Origin of the sequence: Microcystis panniformis FACHB-1757, assembly GCF_001264245.1 — a bacterium.
GTDB lineage: Bacteria > Cyanobacteriota > Cyanobacteriia > Cyanobacteriales > Microcystaceae > Microcystis > Microcystis panniformis.
Map to the genome: position 1 here is coordinate 4,925,428 of NZ_CP011339.1, position 25,105 is coordinate 4,950,532.

Below are 25,105 nucleotides of genomic sequence, written 5' to 3' on the forward strand. Positions count from 1 at the left end.
CCCCTTAATCATACCTAATACCGCACCGTGCGGTTTAATCACCTCAATTTGGGCATAATTACCGCAGAGGGTGGTCTAGTATTCCCTTCAAGTGGATTTTACCGCATTTGCTGATGACAGAAGAAGCACAATCCCCTCGACTGTTAGAACAAGTCCGAGAAGTCATGCGTCTCAAGCACCTCAGCTTGAAGACGGAAAAATTACATTCGAGATTTGGCTCTTCGGTTTGTGTTATGCAATGAATGGAGGTTATAAGAGATGGAACCCTTATAGAGAAAGACATTTGGCGATTTTTATCAATTGTTTTTGCTCTAGAGCGAACTAATCAATTAAATCTCTTGCCAGATAAGGATTTAGTCGATTTATGCCCCCCTATCGAACCATACCAAGTAACGAAGAACCTGAAAACTCACATCTGCTCACTGATCACTGATTGCCTCCTATTGACACAAACGTTGATAAACTGTGGCTAAAGCTTGGACATCACCAACGTTACCCGGGAAAAGAACCACAGGTAAATTAGGAAAGAGGGGATGATCGGCTGCTGTACGGACCATGGAGACACCGGGGAGAATCTGACCGAGTAAACGGGCCGATTGCAGGCTTAAACCCGTACTTAAGACATCATTGGAGGTAATTCCACCTTTACTGATTAAAAAACTGATGTCACTGGGTAAACCCTTAACAATGTCCATTAACAGGGTGGAGACGACAACCCCAAAATCAAGGCGTTTCTGCACAGAGGCAAAGGTTAACTCTTGCCGACTGGTATAGATCACGGGGGTTTGTTTATTTTTGTGAATAAGCTTGACTTTTTCCAGAACTTGTGCTAGGAGTTGCTCTCGTTGCTCAGGACGATCGCGCAATGCCGTCACATCGATTTCGACTCCGACGGTGTTGGGTTGTTGAAGCAGTTCCTCTAATTGTTGGGTAGTTTTTTTGACGTGGGAACCGACGATAATTGCCCCAGCCTCCCCCGTGGGCTTATACTTACCCATAGATTCGGGTGCGATCGGTTGAGTTCCTAAATTAGCCAAAGAAGTTAAAATACTGGCGGCACTACGGAATAAAAATTTTTTTCCCTCCCCTGCGGCGGTTAAAATATCTTCAGCAAAGCGATCAAGATCCGCTTGAGTTTCCCCATCTACCACCCCACATTGATTATTTTCGAGCTTTTGCAGTCGTTCTAAACTACCTTGACGGATATCTGCCAGTAAAAATCTTTCCACATCATCTGCTTTAATTTTACCTTTCGTTTTCTCCTCCACATAATCCGGCAGATAACTGTAATGGTAGGCAAAAACCGAATCGCGAGCAAATTCTGTCTCGTGGACGGGAGTGGGAACGCCATCGATGATTAAATAGTGAATACTATCGCGAGTGATTCTACCCCCCTCAAAAAAGGCTGGAATCAGGAAATGAGCATCAAAACCGCCCAATTCTTCGGCAATAACATCAGTTTCGATCGGATAATGCCCGCGCAGGGTAGAATCGGAACGACTAACCACCAAAAAATCCTCGATTCCCTCTTTAGTTAAGGCAGTTTTCAGGTTATGACAGACTTCTCTGGTGACATACTCGGCTTTTTCGGGGGTTAAAGCGCGAGTATTGGTCAAAACAAAGAAAATTGGCGCATTATCTGCCAATCCCAAGCGGAGAGTATCTTCATCCCACCGCATCAATAACAGACAACTATGGACTGTTTGGGAACCTGTGGGGTCATCATCTAAGACTATAATTTTAGGTCTATTATTGCTCATATATTTTTTATCAGGATGGGAGGGACGAAGGAATCAAGAGAATCTGGTTAATAGTTTATCGGGTTCTGGTTCCCCATTAAAGTCGTCCCCTCCCTAAGCAACCGCTATCAATCTTGATCACAATCTGTCCAATATAGGATAAGCTATACCATGATTCATACAGTGACGAAGTTGAGCGCGGGAGACTTCCCTTTGAATACGTTAATCCACCCCACTGCGGTTATCCATCCGTCGGCAAAACTTGATCCCAAGGTTAAAGTCGGCCCCTATGCTGTGATCGGGGCCAATGTGGAAATTGAAGCTGATACAATTATTGATGGCCATGTGGTCATTGAAGGTCCGACCAAAATTGGCAAGGGTAATCATATCTTTTCCGGGGCTGTTATTGGTAATGAACCACAGGATTTAAAGTATAAAGGGGGCGAAAGTAGCGTAGAAATTGGTGATCATAACCAAATTCGCGAGTTTGTCACGATTAATCGCGCCACGGATACGGGAGAAGTTACCCAAATTGGCAATAATAATTTATTAATGGCCTATGTTCACGTTGCCCATAATTGTATTTTGCAAGATAACATCATTATCGCTAATAGTGTCGCCTTGGCCGGTCATGTCCAGATCGAATCAAAAGCAGTTATCGGGGGGGTTTTAGGAGTACATCAATTTGTTCATATTGGCAAAATGGCCATGTTAGGAGGAATGAGTCGTATTGATCGCGATGTTCCCCCTTTTACTTTAGTGGAAGGCAATCCCTGTCGGGTACGAACTCTTAATTTAGTCGGTTTACAAAGGGCCGGTTTTACCGATGAAGATTTAGCTTTACTGAAAAAAGCTTTTCGGATTATCTATCGTTCTAATATAAATCTTCAGGAGGCTTTAGAACAAGTTTCTCTCTTAACCGATAACCCTCATGTTCAACATCTCTGTCAATTTTTACAATCCTCTACCACGGGAGAAAAACGCCGCGGTTTAATTCCGGGGAAATAATTTATTGATTGAGGAACAGGGTGTGGAAAGTGGGGAAGTGGGGAAGTGGGGAAGTGGGGTGTGGGAATTATGAATTATGAATTATGAATTGGGGAATTGGGGAAGTGGGGAAGTGGGGTGTGGGGAGAATAAATAAAAATAATCTCCTGACTCCTATCTCCTGACTCCTATCTCCAGCAATCCTGTCTCCTGTCTCCTGAATCCTGACTCCTGAATTCTTTTATTATCAAATAATTATCCAAATGCGTATATTTATTAGTACGGGTGAGGTATCGGGTGATTTACAGGCAGCCATGCTGATTGAATCCCTTTTTAAACTAGCTAAAACCCTGGAAATTGAGTTAGAAATTTTTGCCCTAGGTGGCGATCGCATGGAGTTAGCCGGAGCAAAAATGTTGGGTAAAACCACTCGACTGGCTGCCATGGGATTAATTGAATCTATCCCCTTTATTTTGCCAACCTTACAACTACAAAAACGAGCAAAAGAGTTTTTTAGAGATCATCCCCCTGATATCATTATTTTAATTGATTATGTGGGGGCAAATGTGGCGATCGGTCAGTCGGCTAAAAAAATTATTCCCGATGTCCCAATTATTTATTATATTGCCCCACAGGTGTGGATTTGGTCAGAAGAAAATATCCCCTCAGCTAAACTAAGGGCTACAGCAGAAAAGTTATTTAATACGGAAAAATTAATCGCCGTCACCGATAAATTATTGGCAATTTTTCCTGCCGAAGCTCGTTTTTTTGAAACAAAAGGTTTACCAGTAACTTGGGTGGGACATCCCTTAGTTGATCGTATGGCTAATGCTCCCAATCGGCAAGAAATGCGGCAAAAATGGGCAATAAAACCCGAAGAAACAGTGATCGCTTTGTTACCCGCTTCCCGTCAACAGGAGTTTAAATATCTCGTGCCGACTGTGTGCGCTGCTGCCCAAAAATTACAGGAAAAAATACCCGATATTAAGTTTTTAATTCCCGTTCCCTTAGCTTTATACGAACCAAAAATGCGAGAATTAGTAGCGGAATATGGATTAAATGCGGTGATTATGGAACGAGATCAGACTTTAGAAGCAATTGCCGCAGCCGATCTGGCTGTGGCTAAGTCTGGTACAGTTAATCTCGAAATTGCTTTGTTAAACGTGCCGCAGGTGGTGGTTTACCGTTTAAGTGCAGTTACTGCTTGGATTGCCCGCAATATTATGAAGCTTTCTGTACCATTTGTCTCACCGGTAAATTTAGTTTTAATGCGAGAAGTTGTTCCCGAATTATTACAAGAGGAAGCTAACCCAGAGAGAATTATGGAGGAATGTCTAGATTTATTATTAAATCAGCAACGTCGGCAAAAAATGTTAGATGAATACGCAGAAACCACAGCCGGTTTAGGAACAGTAGGCAGTTGCGATCGAGTGGCACAAGAGGTGTTTAAAATAGGCCTTTGTTAGGGTTAGGATTCAGGAGTCAGGAGACAGGATTCAGGAGACAGGAGACAGCTTTTTTCTCCCCGCTCCCCAATTCATAATTCCTGCACCCCACACCCCACGGCTGCATCCCACATTTGCAGAAATATCGACAATCAGCAATTATCAGTGACTCTGAAATTGGTACAAAAATATGAACAATCGCGTGTAAGCATCCCACCGAAAAGCTAATGCGCGGGGGGTTTGGGGGCGGCGCCACGCCCCCAACGGGGGGTTTGGGGGGTAGAACCCCCCAAAAGCTTGGATTGAGTGATAAAACTGAAAGTAACACACCCAATTTTAGGAGGAAGTTTCCCTTGAAAAATCCCAAATTAGTAGATTTACAAAAATGAGATGCACCCCACCCTACCCCCAGGAAAAACTCTTTGCCGCAAACCCTACTTATAAGCGTCCATACCCTCACAGGAACAAACCAGATTTCTGTCCCCGTAAGCATTATCAACCCGTCCCACTACCGGCCAGAATTTATAATCTTTTAGCCAAGAAAGCGGGTAAGCTGCCTGTTGACGGGAATAGGGACGACTCCAATCATCGGCAGTTAAAACTGCAGCTGTGTGGGGGGCATTTTTTAAGGGATTATCGTGGATATCCATGGTACCATTAGCGATCGCTTGTACTTCTTGATAGATAGTTAACAAAGCTTCACAAAAACGGTCTAATTCCCCCAAAGATTCGCTTTCCGTGGGTTCCACCATCATTGTACCCGCCACGGGCCAAGAAACCGTCGGCGCGTGGAAACCGAAATCCATCAAGCGTTTTGCCACATCTTCCACCTCGATGCCAGCTTGTTTTTTCAGGGGACGTAAATCAATCACGCACTCGTGGGCAACCGTTCCCGCGCTACCCTTAAATAACACCGGATAGGCCGACTCCAGACGAAAAGCCATATAATTAGCGTTCAAAATTGCCACTTCTGTCGCTTTTTTCAAGCCGGCTGCCCCCATCATAGCGATATACATCCAAGAAATCACCAAAATGCTGGCACTACCCCAAGGCGCGGCCGAAATTGCGCCAATTGAGTCCTGATGCTTACCGTTAGCGGTTTCTGGGGATAATTTCGCCAAAACTAGGGAAACATCGGGCAGAAAAGGCACTAAATGGGATTTTACTCCGATTGGTCCCATACCGGGGCCGCCACCACCGTGGGGAATACAGAAAGTTTTATGGAGATTCAAGTGACAGACATCAGCGCCAAAATCCGCCGGACGACATAAACCCACCTGAGCATTCATATTGGCGCCATCCATATACACTTGACCACCGTATTGATGAATCAAGGCGCAAATTTCGCTAATTCCCTGTTCAAAAACGCCGTGAGTGGAAGGATACGTCACCATCAAAGCCGCTAGATTATCCTGATGCTTCTGGGCCTTAGTTTTCAGGTCATCAATATCAATATTGCCCCGAGAATCGCAATTAACCGCCACTACTTTCATACCACACATAACGGCACTGGCAGGATTAGTCCCGTGAGCGGACTCAGGAATTAAGCAAATCTGACGATGACCTTGACCGCGACTTTCATGGTAGGCTCGGATCACCTGTAAACCGGCATACTCTCCCTGAGAACCGGCGTTCGGTTGTAGGGAAATGCCATCAAACCCGGTAATTTCCCCTAACCAAGTCTCTAACTGTTGAAAGAGCAGTTGATAGCCTTCTGCTTGGTCAATCGGAGCAAAAGGGTGTAATTTGCCGAATTCTGCCCAAGTTACTGGAATCATCTCCGCTACGGCATTGAGTTTCATCGTACAGGAACCGAGGGGAATCATGGAAGTATTTAAGGCTAGATCCTTTGTTTCCAGACGGTGCAGATATCTGAGTAATTCCGTTTCCGAGTGGTAACGATTGAACACCGGCTCGGTAAGATAGGCACTGGTACGGGTTAAATTAGCGGGTAATTCTAGACTAATTTTCTCGACTAATTCGGCTGCGGTAAAGGGTAATTCCTCGGTTGGGGCAAAAATTTGCCATAAATCCCACACATCCCTGAGACTGGTGGTTTCATCGACACTAATTCCTAGATTATTCTCATCAAAATAACGCAGATTAATCTTATGGGTTTTTGCCTTGGCGAAGATATCCTTAACTCCCGTGGATACCGTAACTTTGAGCGTATCGAAGCGCGGTTCTTTCCCCACCTGATAACCCAACTGTTTTAAACCAGTTGCCAATAAAGCGGTTAATTTCTGCACTCTTTGGGCGATTTTCTTGATTCCTTCCGGTCCGTGATACACCGCGTACATGGAAGCAATCACCGCTAGTAACACCTGTGCGGTACAAATATTACTGGTGGCTTTATCCCGGCGGATATGTTGTTCCCTGGTTTGCAAAGCTAAACGCAGTGCGGGTTTACCCTGACTATCCTTCGATACCCCGACAATGCGCCCCGGAATACTGCGTTTATAGACATCTTTGGTGGCAAAATAGGCGGCATGGGGACCCCCATAACCCAAGGGAACCCCAAAGCGTTGACTGCTACCCACGGCAATATCAGCCCCCAATTCGCCGGGGGGAGTCAACAGGGCTAAACTGAGAATATCGGCGGCAACGGTGACTAAAGCCCCATTTTCCTGCGCTTTGGCGATAAATTCCCGATAGTCATAAATTACGCCATCGGTGGCTGGATATTGTAATAATGCGCCAAAAATCGGCGTTTGGAAGTCAAAGAGACGATGATCCTCGATAATAATGTCAATACCTAAAGGAATCGCTCTGGTTTTAACAACTTCAATCGTTTGGGGATGGCAACTACTAGAGATAAAGAAAGCATTGGCTTTAGTTTTACACAGTCCGTAACTCATAGTCATCGCTTCTGCGGCTGCTGTTCCTTCATCGAGGAGGGAAGCGTTAGCAATTTCCAGACCAGTTAAGCTAGTGATGAGAGTTTGGAAGTTTAAGAGAGCTTCTAAGCGTCCTTGGGCGATTTCCGCTTGATAGGGAGTATAGGCGGTGTACCAACCCGGATTTTCTAAGATGTTGCGGAGAATTACCGGCGGGGTGATACAGTCATGGTAGCCCATGCCAATAAAGGAGCGAAATACCTGATTTTTCGAGGCAATAGCTTTTAATTGGGCAAGAGCGGCGTATTCACTCAAGGCAGGTGCTAGATTAAGGCTTTTTTGTAAACGAATTCCTGACGGGACAGTTTTAGCGATTAACTCCTCAAGGGTAGCAACACCCAAAACCGCCAGCATTTTCTCGATTTCCGTCTCCGTCGGCCCAATATGACGGTTAACAAAGCTATCGGTACAGTCTAGCAGGTCTTGCAGGTCAGCAGGAGCGAATTCCTCGGTTTTCTCGGCCGTAATTGACCTATTTAGCATATTAATCTCGGTTTCAACAATTACAAAAGTGCTGCGTTTCATCGCTAGGGGTGATTTTAACGCAACTTGTAAAATTTTTGTAATATTTCAAGTCAGCAATCGGCAAGATAAAGCGGAACCTAATTTGCTATCGAAAGTATGCACAAAATTAACCTCACTACTGCTTCGTCACCAAAAACCAACCGGAATCCGTAGAGCCGATCGCCTTTAATCCTTCTAAATCAGTAGCTTCTTTGGTTTGACGATCGATAATTAGGTAAGGTTGCTTGTGACTTTGCCAATGATTGATTAATTCTTCAGTAGCAAGGGGAAAAACCCGACGACCACTATAAAAATTTAAGGAGGGGCGCTCGTAGGCAAAAGCAATATAAACAGGGTGATCTGCTGGCACATATTTCTGTACTAAACTCGCCACCGGTTTGACGGGGAAATTCTCATTTAATTCCCATATCCACAGGGGAGAATTGACAAAAATAAACAAAGAAACCAACATTCCCCAGAGTAAAACCACGATGAATTGTTGCGAGCGCCGGGCTAACAAAATCGCCGTTGTCACCATGGTCAAGGACAGTGACAATAAGGTTAAAAGAATTAAGGGATGGAGAGGTTCAATAGCGGCAAAATTACCCGGAAAATAGGCTATTAAAGCTAATAAACCCGCCCCAACGCCGATAATACCCAGAATAATTGACCAGATTGGATGATAGGGGCGATCGATGGGAAGATTACCCACCTGCGCCAAGGCATAACCGGCCGCTAAAGCCAAGGCCGGATAGATCGGCAGAATATACCAAGGCAATTTAGTCGCCATTACCGAAACCACCAACAGATAAACACCCGTCCAAACTAACAGTAACTTCGCCCAACTGTAGAGATGTTCCTGACGAGCTAAACGTAAACCCCAAACCGAGAAAATTAACCAGGGCCAACTATATTTAATAATTTCTAGCAGATAATACCAAAACGGCCAGCGATGATTGTCCAGATCGTCACTAACTCGCTTTAACTGTTGAACAAAAAGGGAATCCAGAAACTCCCGCTCGTAGTGCCAAAATTGGGCGGCATACCAAGCAAAAGCGGGGGTTGCTCCCAATAACCAACCCGACCAAAAATAGGCAGAAGTTAATAACCGGGGGGTATCCCAGAGCAGAAAAATCAAGCCGATACCCGCCAATAATAGCCCCATAATCCCCTTCGTCAGACAAAGGAGGGCAAATCCTAACCCCGCCCCCACAGACCAGCGTAAATCGCGTCGTGAGCGCAGTAAACCAACAAACATCAGGATTTCAAAACATAATACCGCTCCATCCAACATGGCTAAACGGCCATGGCGCACCACTGGCAAAAGAGTTAAATAGATCAAGGCCGACAGTAAAGCTGGCAAACGAGCGGGAAAAATTTCTCGACCGAGAAGGTAGAGAAGCGGCACCGATAAAGCTGTAAAAAAAGCGGGAATTAGTCTAGTATTGGCCTCATTGATACCCCAGAAATGGTAGGTTAGACCAATTAAACTATGAATCAACGGCGGTTTATTCAGGTAGGGATCACCCCAAAGACTAGGAAATAACCAGCGCAATTGTTCCAGGGGGGTTTGGCTAATTTCCTTGGCCACCTGAGCGATTGTTGCCTCATCCCAATCCCGCAAGGGTAAATTCCCTAATCCCACTAGATAGATAGTTAAGGCCGCTATTAATAATCCCAGTAAACACAGAAATTCTTTAAAATTTTCTCTCTGACGCAATTTATAGCTAGAATATCCCCAAGTAAATTTTTGACGGTTCATAAGCTAGATCAGTTATCAGTAAACAGTTATCAGTAAACAGTTATCAGTGGACTTATACCTAATATTATCTCAAGAATAAAATTTTGTCTAGACAAGAAACTTACCCAAATAAAAATAATTTTAATTTCCCCATATTTTTCAGTTAAATTGAATTATCAATGACAGATAAGTAGGGAGGCACAATTATTTGTAGGATGGGTTAGCGGTAGCGTAACATGAGCGGGCGTTGGGTTTCATGCTTCAACCCAACCTACGTTCATCTTATATTTAATTCCACCCACCTACTTATATATTTCAATATCGAACTACTCATTAGTACAAGACAGCGAAGCAAGCTCTGATTCAGTTATAATTTTTGGATATGTCTAATCAACTGATAACTCACATCTGATAACTGATAACTGATAACTGATAACTCACATCTGATAACTGATAACTGATAACTGATTATGTATTGGTATAATGGCGAATTAATCGAGGATGAGCGAATAAGTCTGGATATTAATGATATTGGGCTGCTTTATGGAGCGACAATATTTACTACCCTGCGTATCTATCAAAAAAGCTTAGATCATCCCCTAACCCATTGGCAAGAGCATCTCCAACGTCTGCACTCTAGTTTACAAGTTTTCCACTGGTCCGCTCCCGATTGGCGGCGAATTCGCCAAGGAGCCGAAAAATTATCCCGATTCTATCCTGTCCTGAGAATCACAATTTTTCCCGATGGTAGGGAGTGGATTAAAGGCAGATTTCTCCCCGAAGATTTAAACCTTAGACAAGAGCAAGGAATTATTGGCTGGGTAGTGGATAATCCCGCTTGGCAACGCGTTTTAGGAGAGCATAAAACTGGTAATTATTTAACTCCTTGGTTAGCGTCACAAACTGCTCAAAAAAAAGGGGCAAAAGAAGCGATATTAGTCGATCAATCTGGGAATTGGTTAGAAACTAGCACGGGTAATTTATGGGGATGGAAAGATAATTGCTGGTACAGTCCCCTGCTGACTGCTGACATTTTACCCGGGATTGGGCGCTCGGCTTTGATCGGCTGGTTAAAAAAACAAAATATTTCCCTAGAAGAAAATCTCTGGACTCCTGAATTTGTCAGGACTTTACAAGCGATCGCCTATAGTAATTCCCTGGTGGAAATTATCCCTTTTAATTCTATTCTTGGCTGTAATCTAGAGATAAATACAGCTATTTATAGAGAAGTTTTACCAGATTTACAGCAATATTTTTCCAGTCAATTATAGAATAAATAAGGGTGTGTTACTAGGGGCTAACACACCTAAAATCGGGAAATAATGCAGCTCAAGCTTTAAAATTCTCGCTCGGAATTAGCCTCACTATCGCGTTTAGAACCGAGTAAATCTAATTGATCGACGAGAATCACCGGTTTAGAGCGAGCTAATCCGGTGTTTTTATCATTCCAGGTATCCATTTTTAAAGACCCTTTAATCCCGATTAAACCGCCTTTTTTCACATAATTAGCGGCCACTTCCGCCGTTTTGCCCCAAATTTCCAGATCAAACCAATCCGGCTGATCGCTATTTTTAGAGCGACGATTAACCGCTAAAGTTAAAGTACATAAAACCTTACCCGACTCGAAATACTTGGTTTCTGGGTCTCTCCCCGCTCGTCCCACCAAATGAACCAGATTTACACTCATGGTCTTAAATCCTCAATTTAGTACAATAGTATGTTTATTTTAGCCCGAAACCTCGGCCTTGACCGGTGGGCAGCCAGAAAATTAGGGCAAAGACCTGCGTAAATCTGGAGAGAAAGAAGCGATAATTAACTAGACTTGAGAAACAAAACGTAATAAAATCCAAGTCGATTCGATCGAAAGTCTAGCTATAGCAACGTTGTTATCAGAACAGGAGTGAAAACAAGTGGGTTTTTTTAGAGGACTAGGCTTATCAAGGGACATAGGTATAGACTTGGGTACAGCAAACACCCTCGTTTATGTGTCAGGGAAAGGCATCGTTTTAGAGGAACCATCGGTAGTAGCGATCGATCAAGATCGCAACCCGGTCGCTGTCGGGGAGGAGGCCAAAAAAATGCTCGGTCGCACTCCAGGCCATGTCACCGCGCTGCGACCCCTGCGCGATGGGGTAATCGCCGATTTTTACAGTTGCGAGATCATGTTAGCGGAATTCATCAAACGAGCGCTCGATGGCACGATTGGCAATCCCCGCATGGTAATCGGTGTTCCCAGCGGGATTACTGGAGTAGAAAGACGCGCGGTGGTGGATGCGGCCAAAAATGCCGGCTCGCGAGAAGTGGGGTTAATTGATGAACCAGTTGCGGCAGCCTTGGGTGCTGGTTTACCCGTCTCGGAAGCGACGGGAAATATGATCATCGATATCGGTGGTGGCACCACGGAAGTGGCGATTCTCAGTCTTGATGGGACAGTGATCAGCGAATCCGTCCGTGTGGCCGGGGATGAACTCACGGAAGCAATTATCGCCTATCTGAAAAAAGTCCATAACCTGATTATCGGGGAACGTACGGCCGAAGATATTAAAATTCGCCTTGCTTCCGCTTATCCCACCCCCGGAGATGAATTTCCTCCTCTGGAAGTGCGGGGATTGCATCTCATGTCCGGTTTACCCCGCACCGTGACCATCAAAGCGGAAGAAGTGCGGGAAAGTATGGATGAGCCACTTTCCGTGATCGTTGATGCGATCAAACGTACCCTAGAAAAAACTCCCCCCGAATTAGCTGCCGATATTATCGATCGCGGCATCATGTTAGCGGGAGGAGGTGCTTTATTACGGGGACTCGATCGCCTAGTCAGTCACGAAACCGGTATCGTTACCCATGTCGCTGAAGATCCGCTGCGCTGTGTGGTCAAAGGCACGGGAGAAGTGTTAAAAAATCAGAAACTCTTTGAGCGGATCGTTAATGAAACAACTCGCAATGTCTAAAGGTCACTAGGATCGGTTAGCGGCAAAACACACGGATTCTCACTCTACACAGTCAAGAGGTTTTTAATCGCTCATGTATTCAGCACGACGAAAATGGACACAGCAGGGATGGCGACTTTTGCTGCTCGCTGCCGCTTTGGGGGTAGCTTGGTACATTCGCACCTATCAAAGTGGGGCGATTTTAGAATTGTATGGTTTATTAACTCGTCCTTTTCAGGGAGAGGAAACTAATCTGCAAGAGCAACTTCTGGCCGATCAACGGGTGCGAGAATTACAAAATCGTTTAAGTGAAGTCGAATATCAAAATCAACAATTAAAAAAACAGCTTGGTTATTATCAAACCCAGAAAAAACCCCTGATTTCTGCTCCAATTATTGGCCGCAGCGCCGATGATTGGTGGCAACAGGTAATTATCGGTCGGGGTAGCGCCGATGGTGTGCCAGTGGGTGCTTCGGTGACGGGAATTGGCGGTTTAGTGGGACGGATTACGGAAGTTACTCCCCACACCAGCAAAGTTTTATTGGTCAGTAATTCCCAAAGTCGCATCGGAGCAACGGTGAATCGTAGTCGGGCCATGGGTTTAATTCAAGGTCAGAATTCCCAAGTCGCCACCCTGCGCTTTTTTGAAAAAGCTCCCGATGTTAAACCGGGAGATGTGGTGACAACTTCGGCTTTTAGTAGTCTTTTTTCGCCAGGGTTGCCCATCGGTCGCATAATTTCCCTTAATTTACCGGAAAATCCCGCCCCCACCGCCAAAATTGAATTTACCGCCACCGTGGACAATCTCGAATGGGTGTTCGTTCACCCGCAACCCCAGCAGTGAGAGGGGGAATTATGCTGAAATTAAGCCGTTTATCAGCCCGTTATCGTTTTATACTGAATATTTTAGTCACTATCGCTTCACTGCTTCTCTGTACTTTTCTTTCCTTAATGCGGCTCCCCGGTATGGAGATTTTAGGCATCGCTCCCAATTGGTTACTGATTTGGTTGGTTAGTTGGAGTCTCAATCGCTCTTGTCTCGATAGTGTGGTGGTCGGATTAGCGATCGGCGCTATTCAAGATAGTTTAACCTCTAATTATCCTTCCCATATCATGGTTTTTGGTCTGATCGGTTTCCTCACTTCCCGTTTACACCGACAACGTTATCTCAAAGAAGAATTGATCGCCGTGGTCTTAATTGTCTTTGTTATGGCTTTAATCGCCAATGGTGCGATCGCTTTTCAATACTATCTACAAGGAGGCAAAAATCTCGCTGATCTTTGGCTCGATTATCAACGCATTGGCCTCACTTCTGCTCTGCTTAGTAGTCTCTGGACTCCCCTCCTCTATTATCCCCTCCAGCAATGGTGGCGACAATTTAGCGATCTTTAAGGAAATAGGGATTTAGGGACATAGGGAGATGGGGAAATTTCAGCTAAATTCCCCACACCCCACACCCCACACCCCACTTCCCCACTTCCCCACTTCCCCACTACCCCACTACCCCACTACCCCACTACCCCAACACCCTCACCCTCACCCTCACCCGCTCAACTAACATGAAATACAAACAAAAACTTAGTCAATTTTTCCATAATCTCGCTAAACACCCCCCTAAAGTCGATCCTATCGACTCCAAATCTGCGCCATTTGCCGCAGAAAAGCCAGTAGAAGCCGCTTCTGAAGAAAAAAAGGTCAATTTAGTCTCCCAAACCAGTAGCAAGGCTCTAGAGACGTTAAAACCCTTGAAAAACAAATTTACTACCCTGATTGATAATTCCCCCTTACCGCAATGGCGACAACATCCCCGCTTTGGCTTGTACTTGGGAGTAGGATTAGGGGTGACAGGGGGACTTTTGGGGATAGGTTGGGGCATTTATCGCCTTGAAAGCTCTCTACCGCAAAATATCGCCGATATACAAACCTATGCTCGTCCCGGCACCCTAACCATTCAAGCTGCTAATGGGGAAATCCTCAAGCAAAATGGCCCTAGCACCTACGAAAGCGTGAAAATTGCTCAAGTTCCCCCACTGGTACAGGAGGCCTTTATCGCTAGTGAAGACCGCCGTTTTCGTGAACACGGGGGAGTTGATGGCCAGGGTATTGCTCGCGCTCTCTTTTCTAACCTGAGAGCCGGGGGAGTGGTGGAAGGAGGCAGCACCATCACCCAACAATTGGCCCGGATTGTCTTTTTATCCCAAGAAAGGAGTTTTGATCGCAAATTACGGGAAATGCGTATCGCTCAGAAAATAGAAGATAAATATACAAAAGACCAGATTTTAGAGCGTTATTTCCACCTAGTTTATCTCGGTTCCGGGGCCTACGGTCTGGCCGATGCCGCTTGGTTATATTTCAGTAAACCCGTCGATAAATTAACTCTAGCCGAAGCTGCCACCCTTGCCGGCATTGTTCCCGCTCCTAGTCTCTATTCTCCCCTCGAAAACCCTAAATCTGCCCTAGAACGGCGTAATATCGTCCTCAAAACTATGGCCGAGGTGGGATTTATTACTAACGCTCAGGCAAAACTGGCGATCACATCTCCCCTAGTCCTTAAAACCAGTCCCCTAAAACGTCTGCAACGGCAAGCGGCCTATTTTACCGATTATGTGGAAAAAGAACTGCCGCAACTGGTTCCCGCTAAAACCCTAGAAGCGGGGGGATTGGTGGTAAAAACTACCCTTAATCCTCGTTGGCAAAGCGAAGCGGAGGAAGTGGTAGAAAGAGCGGTTTCTCGTTATGGCAAGTGGCAGAACTTCCAACAGGCGGCTTTAGTGGCAATTGACCCCAAAAATGGGCAAATTAAGGCTATGGTCGGAGGAATTGACCACGAGAAGAATCAATTCAATCGGGTGACACAGGCAAAACGTCAGCCGGGATCTACTTTTAAACCTTTTGTCTATGCGGCGGCGATTGCGGCGGGGAAATCCCCCTATTCTAATTATAAAGATGCACAGTATGTGGTGGATGGTTATAAACCGGAAAACTACGGCGATAAGTATAGCGGCCGCGAGGTGTCCATGCGCGATGCTTTGACTTCTTCCCTGAATGTGGTGGCAGTTCAGGTGTTAGTGGCCGTCGGTTGGAATCCGGTGATTAAATTGGCTCAAGATATGGGTATCCAGTCGAAACTTTTACCCACTTATTCTTTGGCTTTGGGTGCTTCGGAAGTCAATCTTTTAGAATTGACCAGCGCCTACGGGACTTTTGCTAATAATGGTGTGCATCAACCAGTTTACGGTATTAATCAGGTACTCGATCGCCACGGTAAGGTAATTTATCAAGCCAATTTTAAACCGAAAACTGCTCTGAATAAAAACACGGCAGCGACGATGACTTGGATGCTAGAGGATGTGGTTAATTCGGGAACGGGAACCCCCGCACAAATCGGTCGTCCGGTGGCAGGAAAAACCGGCACTTCTGATAAAGCTCGCGACCTTTGGTTTGTCGGTTATATTCCCCAATTAGTCACGGGAATTTGGCTCGGTAATGACAATAATAAACCCACCAATGGAGCCAGTACCATGTCCGCTTGGATGTGGCGACAATTTATGTTAGAAGCAATTAAGGATATTCCCTATCAAGGTTTCCCAGAACCGAATTTAGGCAAACGTCCGGTGACATTAAAAGCGGAACCAATTAAACCCCGACGTACCTACTTTACCCAAACTACTAACAATCGTTTAGCCAGCAGCGATGAGGGTTCCCCCACCGAAGGACCCATCCGCAGACGGCGACGGGTTCGGGTAAGTCGTGAGCAAACTATCGTTCGTTCTAATACTAGCGAACCGGGCCAACGCCGTTCTAGTCGTCGGCGTACTAGAGTCGCTCCTACCAGCGCCGCTGCTCCTAGTCCTCAAAATACGGCCCCCACAGCAGCCGAACCGATTACCGTTCCCGTCACTGTGGCAGCTCCCGAAACTCGTTCGGTTCCCCTAGAGGTAACTTCTCCCCCCGATGTGGCTCCTCCCGCACCCCCAGCAGAAAGACGCTGAATCGGCAAAAAAAACCGCAGGATTTGCGGGGGTTACGGTTCCAAATCTGCTCGGTCAAATCTTGGAAAACCATCGGATTTTTGGCGGTGAAACCGGGTAAATTAGCCGAAAGCTTGCCGCTATAATAACTTAAAAGCTTGTTTAATGCCGATGACCAGTCTTATTTCCCCCGCTACCATCTCCTCAACTCGTTTAAGTCTCAGCTATCAAGTGGCTATGTCGGAACCGACTTCGCACCTCTTTGAAGTCACTCTACAGATTACCGGTTGGCAAGCTCCGATTTTAAACCTAAAAATGCCGGTTTGGACCCCCGGTTCCTATCTGGTGCGGGAATACTCCCGTTTAGTCCAAGATTTTCAAGCTGTTAACCTCAACAGTCGCAAAGTTGCTAAAAATCACTGGCAGATTGACAATGGTAACAGTTCCGAAATAACGGTCAAATATCGCGTTTTTGCCCACGATTTAACCGTCAGAACCAACCATCTCGATGATACTCACGGTTACTTCAACGGGGCTGCTTTATTTTTCTATATCCCCGATTATCAAAAACATCCCCTCACCCTGACAATTATCCCCCCCCATGGCGATTGGCGCGTTACCACTGCCTTAAAATCTTTACCCGGACAGAAAAACACCTTTCAGGTTCCCGATTTTGATACCCTAGTGGACAGTCCCGTGGAAGTGGGGATTCATCAGTTATACGATTTTGTCGTCGAGGGAAAACCCCATCAATTAGCTATCTGGGGACGGGGAAACGCTAATCCTAGTCAAATTATCGCCGATACCACTAAAATTATTCAAACCGAGTCGGCTATGTTCGGTGGACTCCCCTATGATAATTATCTATTTTTGCTACATCTTTCGGCGGCTGGTTACGGGGGACTAGAACATAAAAATTCCTGTACCCTTAACTATGCGCGTTTGGGATTGCGAGATAAGGATAAATATCATCGTTTTCTGCAATTAGTCGCCCATGAGTTCTTTCATCTCTGGAATATCAAGCGTATTCGCCCAAAAGCTTTAGAAAGCTTCGATTATGATGCAGAAAATTATACTTCTTCCCTCTGGTTTGCCGAAGGAACCACCAGTTATTACGATATGATAATCCCTCTACGGGCGGGAATATACGATAGTAAGACTTTTTTAGAGCTTTTAAGCAAAGAAATCAGCCGTTATCTCAATATACCCGGTCGTCTTGTCCAACCGCTAGGCGAATCGAGTTTCGATGCTTGGATAAAACTCTATCGACGGGATAGTAATAGTGATAATAGTCAAATTTCCTACTATCTCAAGGGGGAATTATTGTCGCTGCTTCTGGATTTACTAATTCGCACCCACACCGATAACCGTCGTTCCCTCGATGATGTTTTACGCTCGATGTGGCAACATTTCGGTAAAGAGGAGATTGGTTATACCGATGGGGAATTGCAGGCAATTCTCGAATCGGCTGCAGGGGTGGATTTAAGCGACTTCTACCAGCGTTATATCGACGGTTTGGCAGAATTACCCTTTAATCAATATCTTGAACCTTTTGGACTCTATCTGCGGGGTGTTGACAATGGGGAGACGATACCTTATCTGGGAATGCGGGTACAGAGTGAAGCGGGTAAAGAAATAATTAAATTTGTCGAGATGGGTTCCCCTTGCCAAAAAGCGGGAATTAATGCTGATGATGAATTATTGGCTATCGATGGATTGCGGGTGACGGCGGAACAGTTAAACGAAAGATTAAAAGACTACCGCGCAGGTGATATTATTCAGATAACAGTCTTTCATCTCGATGAATTGCGAACCCTTGCTGTTCCACTGGCCACCCCGCAGACGATTCGCTATGAAATTATCAGGGTAGAAAATCCTTCTAATAGCCAGAAACAAAATTTTTCTGCATGGGTAAATCCCGTTTAGTTCTTGGTTCAATCAACAAAAAAATGTCTATTACCGCCGAAATTCCTTTCCTTCCTCTCGCCTATTTTGAGAATAAATTTATCCCTTTTAGTGAGGCAAAATTATCCGTTGCTACCCACGCACTACACTATGGAACTGCCGCTTTTGGGGGTTTAAGAGGTACTCCCGACCCTAGCAATCCCGGACAGATATTATTATTTAGATTAGAACGTCATTGTCAGCGTTTAAGTCAAAGTGCTAAGTTTCTTAATTACGAGATTCCTGCCGATAAAATCTATCAAATAATTATCGATTTTGTCAAAAATAATCAGTGTCATCGACCTTTTTATATTCGTCCCCTTGTCTATAGTTCCGGGTTGGGAATTGCCCCGCGATTGCATGGTATCGAGAAGGATTTTCTAGTCTATGGTCTAGAAATGGATGATTATTTGGCAGCCGATGGGGTTAACTGTCGGATTAGTTCTTGGTATCGTCAAGAGGATAGAAGTTTCCCGTTGCGAGGTAAAATTAGCGCCGCTTATATCACTTCTGCTTTAGCAAAAACGGAAGCGGTAGAATCGGGGTTTGATGAGGCAATTTTAATGAATTCTCAGGGTAAAGTCTGTGAAGCGACGGGAATGAATATTTTTATCATCAGAAATGGTCAGCTAATTACTCCTAGTTTTGACCAAGATATCCTAGAGGGGATTACTAGAGATAGTGTTTTAACTATTGCGCGGGATTTGGGTATTCCGGTGATTGAAAGACCTGTAGATAAGACGGAGTTATTTATCGCTGATGAGGTGTTTTTAAGTGGCACTGCGGCGAAAATAACTCCGATTAAAAAGATTGAAACTTTTTCTTTACCGGCAGCTAAACCGATTACTTATCAGTTAAAGGAAAAGTTAAGTTCTATCGTTCTCAATCAGGAACCAAAGTATCAAGATTGGATTACTAAAGTTCTTTTGTAGTTAGAGAACTTTCTTTAATTTTTCCTTGAGATGCGTCAAATGATGGCGCATCTGAAGTAACCCTGAAATAAACAGAATTTATCTATTTTTCGGTTTGGCTCCTTCCTGTATATAGGGTATAGTTTTCTTAGGATCAATCTTCAGCACGGGTTTCTTCCCTGTTGCTGTTTTTTCTTGTTGATTGTCGGTTTTTTGCTGATTTTGATTATTATCGGTTGTATGTTCCATAGTAGAGCAAATAAGTATGATTATACCTTAAACTCTATCAAAGTTGTCAAGGATAGTATTAATCAACTAAATACAAAACTTAACTTTGATTCTGACTATTAGGGGGTGTTTTGGTTAATTGTGGCCGAGATTTACCTGCTTATACTAAATCCAGTTATTAAAAACTGATTATTTATTCTCCGTTTTGCATGAGTGCATGAGTAGAAAACGGGTTTCTCCGAGAAACCCGTTTTCTGTGCGTTACTCAACGGATTTAGTATTATCTAGTTTCCATTTATTCTTGGGTTAAGCTGTCCTGCATTTAAACTATGTCTTGGAAATTTTATTACCAATGCTCAAACTCTCAAACTAGGGATGAATTTCTGGTATCACTGGTCACTGAAATAGGTACAATAAACAGTGGCTCGTTTTCATAGAGAACTTAGAATGACGCAAAATAATCCCCTAGAGTTGATTGAGAAGTTAGAAACAGGAATCCCCGGCTTTGATTTTCTTTCGGAAGGGGGATTACCGAAAGGACGAGCAACTTTGATAGCGGGGACGGCAGGAAGTGCTAAAACGGTTTTTGCCTGTCAATTTCTGGCAGAAGGCATCAAAAATGGAGAAAATGGCGTTTTTGTCACCTTCGAGGAGCCACCCCAAGCACTAAGAAAAAATATGGGTGGTTTTGGTTGGAATATCCGGCAGTGGGAGGAGAATCGTCAATGGGCCTTTGTCGATGCTTCCCCCCAACCGGAAGAAAAGCCGATGGTGACAGGAGAATACGACCTAGGTGCATTAATCGCTCGCATTGAGTTTGCTATCCGCAAAAATAAAGCTAAACGGGTGTCTATGGATTCTTTAGGCGCAATTTTTAGCCATTTAAGTGATAGCGCTCAAGTGAGAAGTGATCTTTTTCGTCTGGCAACCGCTTTGCGAGAATTGGAAGTAACAGCGATTATGACCGCAGAAAGAACCCAAGAATACGGCGAAATCAGTCGTTATGGGGTGGAGGAGTTTGTGGCCGACAATGTGGTGATTTTACGCAACGTTTTAACCGATGAGAAAAGAAGAAGGACAATCGAAATTTTAAAATATCGGGGAACCGATCACCAAAAAGGAGAATTTCCTTTTACAATTATTCCCAATAAAGGGGCCGTGATTATTCCTTTATCAGCCATTGAATTGGAACAAAAATCCTCTAATATTCGTATTACTTCCGGCAGCCTCGAACTCGATAGAATGTGTGGGGGTGGTTTCTTCCGCGATTCGGTTATTTTGGTTTCGGGAGCCACAGGAACAGGAAAAACCCTGATGGTGACAGAATTTATGGCCGGGGGAGTAACCAATGGGGAAAGATGTTTAATTTTTGCCTTCGAGGAAAGTCGCGAACAGTTATTTAGAAATGCTACCGGTTGGGGGGTGGATTATGACCGCATGGAAAAGGAAGGTAAATTAAAGGTAGTCTGCCGTTATCCCGAAACTACGGGTTTAGAAAATCATTTAATTATGATGAAGGAAATTATCGAGGAGTTTCAACCTAATCGAGTGGCAGTAGATAGTTTATCTGCTTTAGAAAGGGTTTCTAATCTGAAAGGATTTCGGGAATTTATTATCGGGTTGACTTCTTTTATTAAGCAAAAAGAGGTGGGAGGATTATTTACTTCCACCACTCCCACTTTATTAGGAGGTTCCTCGATCACAGAAGCGCATATTTCTACAATTACCGATTCAATTATTCTGCTGCGTTATGTGGAAATGTATGGAGAAATGCGCCGCGGTATCACTGTTTTAAAAATGCGCGGTTCTATGCACGATAAGGATATTCGTGAGTTTTCGATCGATCATCAAGGTATGCACATTGGTCAACCTTTCCGCAATGTTACCGGAATTCTGGCTGGAACTCCTATGTACACAGCACAAACAGAAGTAGAACGTTTGAGTGGATTATTCGAGGATCGTAGTTAAAATATAGCGGCACTTGCTAATCGCACGTCGGTGGTTAGCTTTTTCTCCCTATCTCCTTCTTGCTTTCTTGATATGTCTAAAAACTTTTGGTTGATTTTTCTAGGTCTTTTACTGATAAATAATCTACATTTATCGGTCTTAGCAGAAACAGTTTTACAAAGAATTGCTCGCACGGGAGAATTAAAAGCGGCAGCCAGAAAAGACGCTACTCCCTTTAGTTATATCGATGAGAAAACGGGACAATGGACAGGTTACGGAGTGGAATTAATGCGCTTAGTCCAACGTCGATTAGAACAAGAATTAGGTAAACCGATTACAATAAACTTTACAGAAGCGACGACTAATAATCGTTTTCAGCAAGTGGAACAGGGCCAAGTAGATTTATCCTGTAATGCGGCAACAATGACGGAAGAAAGACTAGAAAAGGTTAATTTTTCTATTCCCTATTTTATGACAGGAGCGCAATTTCTAACTAAAAGGGAAAATGTTGATAAAATAGATATTAATAACACTTTAGCGGCAGTTGCGATCGCCTATATTCCCCACACCACCACCGATAGTATTATTCGTTATATCTATCCTCTGGCTAATTGGCAAGCTGTCAGCGATCGAAGTGAGGCAGTGGCAAAATTACAAAGGGGAGAAGTTAAAGCAGTGGTTAGTGATGGAATTCTTCTGCTGGGGGAAATCGTTAAACAAGGACATGATCTGCGACAATTTGTGCTACTACCCCGTCAACCGATTACCACCGAACTTTATGGCTGTATTTTACCCAAAAACGATCCCGAATGGAAAAAATTTGTTGATACTGTTGTCGGCAGCAATGATAACCGGAAACTGCGAGAACAATGGTTTAATTTAGAACAAGGTTTTTTCCCCTATACGATTCTCAATCAACCCTAAAAATAGACTGTAATTGCTGAAAATTAAAAGTAAGTAAATTCTAGTTTTTTTTCTTTTTCCTTGTCACTTTTTTCTGAAAAAATTATGTCTTTTGTCGGTTTACATATTCACAGTGATTATAGCTTACTTGATGGTGCTTCCCAATTACCGTCACTAATTGATCGAGCGATCGAATTGGGACAACCAGCGATCGCTTTAACCGATCATGGAGTCATGTATGGTGCGATCGAATTAATTAAAACCTGCCGTAATAAGGGAATAAAACCAATTATTGGCAATGAAATGTATGTAGTCAATGGCGATATTGAAGTCAATCTTCGCCACCGAAAATATCATCAAGTTGTTTTAGCCAAAAATACCCAAGGCTATAAAAATCTAGTTAAATTAACAACTATTTCTAATCTGAAAGGTATTCAAGGTAAAGGCATTTTTGCTCGTCCTTGTATCAATAAAGAGTTACTCCAACAATACCATGAAGGATTGATAGTTACCAGTGCTTGCTTGGGTGGAGAGATTCCCCAAGCGATTTTAGCTAATAACAGAAAACTGGCTAAGGAAACTGCTAAATGGTATAAAAAACTTTTTGGTGATGATTTTTATTTAGAAATTCAAGACCATGGTTCTAAAGAAGATCGGATTGTTAATGTAGAAATAGTTAAAATTGCTAAAGAATTAGGAATTAAAGTAGTTGCTACTAACGATTCTCACTTTATTTCCTGTTACGATGTAGAGGCACACGATGCCTTACTTTGTATTCAAACTGGCAAGTTAATTACTGAAGACAAACGCCTCCGTTATAGCGGCACAGAATACTTAAAATCTGCTGATGAAATGCGGTTACTTTTTCGTGATCATCTGCCAGAAGATGTTATTGAAGAAGCGATTAATAACACCCTAGAAGTAGCAGAAAAAGTCGAACCTTACAACATATTTAATGAACCAAGACTGCCTAATTATCCAGTTCCTGCGGGACATACTGCTGATAGTTATGTAGAAGAAATTGCTTGGTTAGGATTACTAGAAAGATTAAAATGTCCTTCGCGTCACGAGATTGAAACTGTTTACAAAGAAAGGCTGGAATACGAATTAAAAATGTTACAGAAAATGGGATTTTCTACCTATTTTCTCGTCGTTTGGGACTATATAAAATATGCTAGAGATCATGATATACCCGTCGGTCCAGGACGCGGTTCTGCGGCGGGTTCTTTGGTAGCATATTCTTTAAAAATAACCAATATTGATCCCGTTCATCACGGGTTATTATTTGAGCGTTTTCTCAATCCTGAACGAAAATCTATGCCTGATATTGATACGGATTTTTGTATCGAGAGACGGGATGAAATGATCCAATACGTTACGGAAAAATACGGGGAGGCTAATGTTGCCCAAATCATTACTTTTAACCGCATGACATCAAAAGCTGTCCTAAAAGATGTGGCGCGGGTGTTAGATATTCCCTACGCCGAATCGGATAAAATGGCGAAAATGATTCCCGTTTCTCGCGGTAAACCCACACCTTTAAAAGTGATGATTTCCGATGAAACTCCCGAACCAGCATTTAAAGAAAGATACGATACGGAACCCCATGTGCGTCATTGGTTAGATATGGCAATTCGTATCGAAGGTACTAACAAAACCTTCGGAGTTCATGCTGCCGGAGTCGTCATTTCTTCCCAACCTTTAGATGAAGTGGTTCCCCTCCAGAAAAATAATGATGGGGCGGTAATTACCCAATATTTCATGGAGGATTTAGAATCATTGGGATTGTTAAAAATGGACTTTTTAGGGTTAAGAAATTTAACCACTTTGAAAAAAACCGCCGATTTAATTAAACAAAATCAGGGCATAGATATCGATCTTGATCAATTGCCTTTAGATGAAAGAAAAGCCCTGCAAATTCGGGCTAAAGGGGAACATAAAAAACTACCTCCCGATATTATCAAAACCCACGTATTACTAGAAGAAGGGGATTTAGAAGGTATTTTCCAGTTAGAATCATCGGGGATGAAACAGATAGTTAAAGAGTTAAAACCATCGGGTATTGAGGACATATCTTCAATCCTAGCACTCTATCGCCCCGGTCCTTTAGATGCGGGATTAATTCCTCTCTTTATTGGCAGAAAACACGGTAGAGAACCCATTCGTTATGATCATCCTTTATTGGAACCAATTCTTAAGGAAACCTACGCAGTTTTAGTCTATCAAGAACAGATTATGAAAATGGCGCAGGATTTAGCCGGTTATTCCCTAGGAGAAGCGGATCTATTGCGTCGGGCAATGGGTAAGAAAAAAGCCTCCGAAATGCAGAAACAAAGGGAGATGTTTATCGATGGTGCTGCTAAAAATGGTGTGGAAAAAAGAATCGCTGAAAATCTCTTTGAACAGATGGTAAATTTTGCCGAATATTGTCTAGGAGGTGAGACGTTAATTTTAACTGAGGAATACGGATTATTGCCAATTGCTAAAATTGTGAGCGAAGAAATTAACTGCACTGTTTATAGTGTAGATAAAAATGGTTTTGTTTATAGTCAACCAATCTCTCAATGGCACGAGCGAGGTTTACAAGAGGTCTTTGAATATACCCTAGAAAATGGGCAAACTATCCAAGCAACCAAAGATCATAAATTTATGACTAGCGACGGAGAAATGTTAGCCATAGATACAATATTTGAGCGAGGTTTAGATTTAAAATCCTCTGATTTTTCCTATGATTTTTCCTAAAAACCAAACCCCCCTTTCTTATTGTTTGAGAAAGGGGGGTAGGAAAGAATAATCCTGGCATCGAGCTATTGTCCCGGTCGGCAACCCGACAAGTATCTTGGCCACGGCGAAGTTTCACAACCGAGTTCGGGATGGAATCGGAGTGGTGCCATCACGTTAAAGACACCAGGAAGGGTAGAACCCTCAAGACTGCAAAAGCTAGGAAAAAAGTGGTGAAAG

Annotated in this window: 19 protein-coding genes and 1 rRNA gene; 14 read left to right on the forward strand and 6 right to left on the reverse strand. The window is 43.6% G+C overall.

All coding sequences use genetic code 11. The features are described 5' to 3' along the window. Window positions 1-113: 113 nt before the first annotated feature. Window positions 114-242 carry a hypothetical protein gene (locus VL20_RS33225; RefSeq protein WP_004161683.1) on the forward strand — a complete coding sequence of 43 codons (129 nt, stop codon included), beginning with the start codon at window positions 114-116 and terminating at the stop codon, window positions 240-242. Further along, window positions 243-473, forward strand: coding sequence for a hypothetical protein (locus VL20_RS33230; RefSeq protein WP_249264802.1), 231 nt, complete (start codon window positions 243-245; stop codon window positions 471-473). Here the strand turns inward: VL20_RS33230 and VL20_RS23095 are convergent. After that, window positions 441-1,760: a four-carbon acid sugar kinase family protein gene (locus VL20_RS23095; RefSeq protein WP_052277946.1), complete on the reverse strand. Its 1,320-nt coding sequence runs from the start codon at window positions 1,758-1,760 to the stop codon at window positions 441-443. The genes VL20_RS33230 and VL20_RS23095 overlap by 33 nt on opposite strands. Window positions 1,761-1,910: 150 nt before the next feature. On the opposite strand from VL20_RS23095, the gene lpxA reads away from it, so the two are divergent. Beyond that, a complete protein-coding gene (gene lpxA / locus VL20_RS23100; protein ID WP_052277947.1) occupies window positions 1,911-2,747 on the forward strand; it encodes an acyl-ACP--UDP-N-acetylglucosamine O-acyltransferase in 837 nt (278 codons plus the stop codon). Window positions 2,748-2,989: 242 nt separating this feature from the next. After that, entirely contained in the window at window positions 2,990-4,192 is a 1,203-nt protein-coding gene (lpxB, locus tag VL20_RS23105) for a lipid-A-disaccharide synthase (protein WP_052277948.1), read from the forward strand. Window positions 4,193-4,605: 413 nt separating this feature from the next. Here lpxB and gcvP read toward each other — a convergent pair whose 3' ends face one another. Both gcvP and VL20_RS23115 read right to left on the reverse strand, forming a co-directional pair. Further along, on the reverse strand, window positions 4,606-7,593 hold the full coding sequence (gcvP, locus tag VL20_RS23110; RefSeq protein WP_284525898.1) for an aminomethyl-transferring glycine dehydrogenase: 2,988 nt from the start codon (window positions 7,591-7,593) through the stop codon (window positions 4,606-4,608). A 115-nt stretch (window positions 7,594-7,708) separates the two neighbouring features. Beyond that, window positions 7,709-9,334, reverse strand: a complete 1,626-nt coding sequence (locus VL20_RS23115) for an ArnT family glycosyltransferase (RefSeq protein ID WP_052277949.1) — start codon at window positions 9,332-9,334, stop codon at window positions 7,709-7,711. Window positions 9,335-9,783: 449 nt separating this feature from the next. On the opposite strand from VL20_RS23115, the gene VL20_RS23120 reads away from it, so the two are divergent. Then, window positions 9,784-10,584, forward strand: a complete 801-nt coding sequence (locus VL20_RS23120; RefSeq protein ID WP_052277950.1) for an aminotransferase class IV — start codon at window positions 9,784-9,786, stop codon at window positions 10,582-10,584. 65 nt (window positions 10,585-10,649) lie between these two features. Here VL20_RS23120 and VL20_RS23125 read toward each other — a convergent pair whose 3' ends face one another. After that, window positions 10,650-11,000: a single-stranded DNA-binding protein gene (locus VL20_RS23125; protein ID WP_002731888.1), complete on the reverse strand. Its 351-nt coding sequence runs from the start codon at window positions 10,998-11,000 to the stop codon at window positions 10,650-10,652. Window positions 11,001-11,223: 223 nt separating this feature from the next. Here VL20_RS23125 and VL20_RS23130 point away from each other — a divergent pair, with 223 nt between their 5' ends. The 6 genes from VL20_RS23130 to VL20_RS23155 all read left to right on the forward strand — a co-directional run bounded on the left by VL20_RS23130 (window position 11,224) and on the right by VL20_RS23155 (window position 19,087). Next, window positions 11,224-12,261: a rod shape-determining protein gene (locus VL20_RS23130; protein ID WP_002764811.1), complete on the forward strand. Its 1,038-nt coding sequence runs from the start codon at window positions 11,224-11,226 to the stop codon at window positions 12,259-12,261. A 73-nt stretch (window positions 12,262-12,334) separates the two neighbouring features. After that, window positions 12,335-13,084 (forward strand): rod shape-determining protein MreC, encoded by a 750-nt coding sequence (gene mreC, locus VL20_RS23135; protein WP_052277951.1) that lies wholly within the window; start codon window positions 12,335-12,337, stop codon window positions 13,082-13,084. Further along, on the forward strand, window positions 13,051-13,632 hold the full coding sequence (gene mreD, locus VL20_RS23140) for a rod shape-determining protein MreD (RefSeq protein WP_052277952.1): 582 nt from the start codon (window positions 13,051-13,053) through the stop codon (window positions 13,630-13,632). Before mreC ends, mreD begins: the two co-directional genes overlap by 34 nt. 167 nt (window positions 13,633-13,799) lie before the next feature. Beyond that, window positions 13,800-16,232 (forward strand): transglycosylase domain-containing protein, encoded by a 2,433-nt coding sequence (locus VL20_RS23145; protein ID WP_052277953.1) that lies wholly within the window; start codon window positions 13,800-13,802, stop codon window positions 16,230-16,232. Between the two features lie 144 nt (window positions 16,233-16,376). Next, window positions 16,377-18,137, forward strand: a complete 1,761-nt coding sequence (locus VL20_RS23150; RefSeq protein WP_052277954.1) for a M61 family metallopeptidase — start codon at window positions 16,377-16,379, stop codon at window positions 18,135-18,137. 23 nt (window positions 18,138-18,160) lie between these two features. Further along, window positions 18,161-19,087, forward strand: coding sequence for a branched-chain amino acid transaminase (locus VL20_RS23155; protein WP_043995766.1), 927 nt, complete (start codon window positions 18,161-18,163; stop codon window positions 19,085-19,087). A 78-nt stretch (window positions 19,088-19,165) separates the two neighbouring features. On the opposite strand, the gene VL20_RS31920 is transcribed toward VL20_RS23155, so the two are convergent. Beyond that, on the reverse strand, window positions 19,166-19,315 hold the full coding sequence (locus tag VL20_RS31920; RefSeq protein ID WP_167341565.1) for a hypothetical protein: 150 nt from the start codon (window positions 19,313-19,315) through the stop codon (window positions 19,166-19,168). 426 nt (window positions 19,316-19,741) lie between these two features. On the opposite strand from VL20_RS31920, the gene kaiC reads away from it, so the two are divergent. From kaiC to VL20_RS23170, 3 genes are all read left to right on the forward strand, one after another. Next, window positions 19,742-21,262 carry a circadian clock protein KaiC gene (kaiC, locus tag VL20_RS23160; RefSeq protein ID WP_002797104.1) on the forward strand — a complete coding sequence of 507 codons (1,521 nt, stop codon included), beginning with the start codon at window positions 19,742-19,744 and terminating at the stop codon, window positions 21,260-21,262. Between the two features lie 72 nt (window positions 21,263-21,334). Then, window positions 21,335-22,165: an amino acid ABC transporter substrate-binding protein gene (locus VL20_RS23165; protein WP_052277955.1), complete on the forward strand. Its 831-nt coding sequence runs from the start codon at window positions 21,335-21,337 to the stop codon at window positions 22,163-22,165. Between the two features lie 84 nt (window positions 22,166-22,249). Further along, a complete protein-coding gene (locus VL20_RS23170; protein ID WP_052277956.1) occupies window positions 22,250-24,886 on the forward strand; it encodes a trans-splicing intein-formed DNA polymerase III subunit alpha N-terminal partner DnaE-N in 2,637 nt (878 codons plus the stop codon). Between the two features lie 52 nt (window positions 24,887-24,938). Here VL20_RS23170 and rrf read toward each other — a convergent pair. Next, window positions 24,939-25,056, reverse strand: a 5S ribosomal RNA gene (rrf, locus tag VL20_RS23175). Between the last annotated feature and the right edge of the window lie 49 nt (window positions 25,057-25,105).

Excerpts from the sequence above, each read along its gene's own strand:
- kaiC (WP_002797104.1), top strand. The coding sequence starts at position 19,742 with ATGACGCAAAATAATCCCCTAGAGTTGATTGAGAAGTTAGAAACAGGA.
- VL20_RS23165 (WP_052277955.1), top strand. The coding sequence starts at position 21,335 with ATGTCTAAAAACTTTTGGTTGATTTTTCTAGGTCTTTTACTGATAAAT.
- VL20_RS33230 (WP_249264802.1), top strand. The coding sequence starts at position 243 with ATGGAGGTTATAAGAGATGGAACCCTTATAGAGAAAGACATTTGGCGA.
- VL20_RS31920 (WP_167341565.1), bottom strand. The coding sequence starts at position 19,315 with ATGGAACATACAACCGATAATAATCAAAATCAGCAAAAAACCGACAAT.
- VL20_RS23155 (WP_043995766.1), top strand. The coding sequence starts at position 18,161 with ATGTCTATTACCGCCGAAATTCCTTTCCTTCCTCTCGCCTATTTTGAG.
- mreC (WP_052277951.1), top strand. The coding sequence starts at position 12,335 with ATGTATTCAGCACGACGAAAATGGACACAGCAGGGATGGCGACTTTTG.
- gcvP (WP_284525898.1), bottom strand. The coding sequence starts at position 7,593 with ATGAAACGCAGCACTTTTGTAATTGTTGAAACCGAGATTAATATGCTA.
- VL20_RS33225 (WP_004161683.1), top strand. The coding sequence starts at position 114 with ATGACAGAAGAAGCACAATCCCCTCGACTGTTAGAACAAGTCCGAGAA.
- lpxA (WP_052277947.1), top strand. The coding sequence starts at position 1,911 with ATGATTCATACAGTGACGAAGTTGAGCGCGGGAGACTTCCCTTTGAAT.
- mreD (WP_052277952.1), top strand. The coding sequence starts at position 13,051 with ATGGGTGTTCGTTCACCCGCAACCCCAGCAGTGAGAGGGGGAATTATG.
- VL20_RS23125 (WP_002731888.1), bottom strand. The coding sequence starts at position 11,000 with ATGAGTGTAAATCTGGTTCATTTGGTGGGACGAGCGGGGAGAGACCCA.
- VL20_RS23150 (WP_052277954.1), top strand. The coding sequence starts at position 16,377 with ATGCCGATGACCAGTCTTATTTCCCCCGCTACCATCTCCTCAACTCGT.
- VL20_RS23120 (WP_052277950.1), top strand. The coding sequence starts at position 9,784 with ATGTATTGGTATAATGGCGAATTAATCGAGGATGAGCGAATAAGTCTG.
- VL20_RS23170 (WP_052277956.1), top strand. The coding sequence starts at position 22,250 with ATGTCTTTTGTCGGTTTACATATTCACAGTGATTATAGCTTACTTGAT.
- VL20_RS23145 (WP_052277953.1), top strand. The coding sequence starts at position 13,800 with ATGAAATACAAACAAAAACTTAGTCAATTTTTCCATAATCTCGCTAAA.
- VL20_RS23095 (WP_052277946.1), bottom strand. The coding sequence starts at position 1,760 with ATGAGCAATAATAGACCTAAAATTATAGTCTTAGATGATGACCCCACA.
- VL20_RS23115 (WP_052277949.1), bottom strand. The coding sequence starts at position 9,334 with ATGAACCGTCAAAAATTTACTTGGGGATATTCTAGCTATAAATTGCGT.
- lpxB (WP_052277948.1), top strand. The coding sequence starts at position 2,990 with ATGCGTATATTTATTAGTACGGGTGAGGTATCGGGTGATTTACAGGCA.